Consider the following 1,755-nt stretch of genomic DNA (forward strand, 5'->3'; position numbering starts at 1 on the left):
CCTCGTCGATCAGGCAGTAGTCCGCCAGCTCCGCCACGGCCAGCCGCGCCAGTTCCTGGTACCCGGCCTGGCGCACGAAGGCCGCGCTCAGCAGCGTGCCTACGTCGGCCAGGAACGCGGCCCGGCGCGTCGCCATCTCGGCCGCGGCGCGCGCCTCGCGCTCGCGCTCCAGCAGTGCCGCGCGGGCCCGCTCCTGCGCCTTGCGCTCGCTGATGTCGTGGTAGATGCCCCAGGTGCCCACGCGCTGCCCGCGCGCGAACACCGGCGCGCCCGTGATGTGCACGTCGGTGACGCTTCCGTCCTTGCGCCGACGGACGGTTTCCGCCTGGGTGCGGGCGCCCGAGGCAACCTGCGCCGTGATCTGGGCACCCTCGCCGCGCAGGTGGTCCGGGACGATCAGGTCGTTGATCTGCCGGCCCCGCGCCTCGTCCGCCGGGTAGCCGAAGAGGCGGCTCCACTCGGGGTTCACGTCCAGCACCTGCTCCGACTCGTCCAGCAGCGCAAGCCCCTCGGGCGCGGCATCGAACAGCTGCTCCAGGAACGCGCGCTGCAGCGCTAGCGCGCCCTCCCGCCGCTCCGTTTCGCCCACGTCGCGGAGGACGAGGAGCCGCCCGTTCACCCGCCCGCGCGCATCGTGAAGCGTCGTCACGCTCACGTCCACGAGGTGCGCGCCCTCGCCCGTCCCCACCTCCACCCGGACCGGCGCGGCACCCACCTCGGGGTCCATCGCCCCGCCCAGCGCCGCCAGGACCTCCGCCGCGGGCCGCCCCACGAGGTCCGCCTCGCCTAAGGATAGAATGCGCCGCGCCGCGGGGTTCACGTCCAGCAGGCGGCCGGACTCGTCCAGCACCACCACGCCGTCGGGCATCTCTTCGACCAGCGCCGCGCGGGCCACGGGCACCAGGTCCAGCAGGCGCAGGCGGAAGATGGCCCAGAAGAAGACGGCGCCGCTCAGGGTGAAGAGCACGGGCATGGGGTTGGCCGGGAACCGTACCCATCCCGCCACGTGAAGCACGTTGCCGATCCACGGCACGGCCGCCGCCACCACGATGGCCCACGCCTGCCGGCGGTACAGGTGCGCCGACCGCAGCGCGCGCAGGCTCACGACGCCCACGGCCAGCCACATCAGCCCCCACGAATACAGCACGTGCAGCCAGAAGCCCCAGGCAGGCACGCTGTCGATGGCCGCCCGCCCGCCGCGCTCCACCAGCGCGAAGCGCGTCCAGAAGGCGTGGTGCACGGGGTTGGTGGCCACCATCACCAGCGTCAGGGCAGGAATGGCGGAAAGCGCCATCCACCAGCGGCGCAGCCACGCGTCGCGCCCGGTGAACTGCAGCGCGAACACCGCCCACGCCACCGCGACCACGATTGCGCCAGCCTGGGTGAGCACGGCCAGCAGCGCCTTGCCCTGGAAGCTGGCGTTGGCCCGGTAGAAGGCGTACGCCAGCGACCACCACGCCGAAGACGCCATCAGCAAAACGAAGCCGCCGGCCGCGGGAACGCGCCGATGGCGCCAGGCGAACGCGCCCAGGGCGGCGCACACCATCGCCGAAACGAGGAGCGGGATGAACTCGGGCGTGGACTGCCAGGCCATCGTCACGCGCGGGGCGGGGACAGCGGGGCGAGGCGGATGGCTTCGCGCCGATGCTGGCGGAAAGGGCGCCGGCCAGCGGGTGGATCTCGCCTGCAAACTACATCGTCGGTGTTGGCGGGCAACCACTTACAATCCATCCGCCATTCCTTGCACAAACCTCG

Annotated in this window: 1 protein-coding gene; it reads right to left on the minus strand. The window is 72.6% G+C overall.

The features are described 5' to 3' along the window. The coding region (locus VIB55_RS24710) for a histidine kinase N-terminal 7TM domain-containing protein (protein ID WP_331879358.1) at positions 1 to 1,594 on the minus strand (1,594 nt) is incomplete at its 3' end. Positions 1,595 to 1,755: the final 161 nt, after the last annotated feature.

The sequence above is a fragment of the Longimicrobium sp. genome (assembly GCF_036554565.1).
Classification (GTDB): domain Bacteria; phylum Gemmatimonadota; class Gemmatimonadetes; order Longimicrobiales; family Longimicrobiaceae; genus Longimicrobium.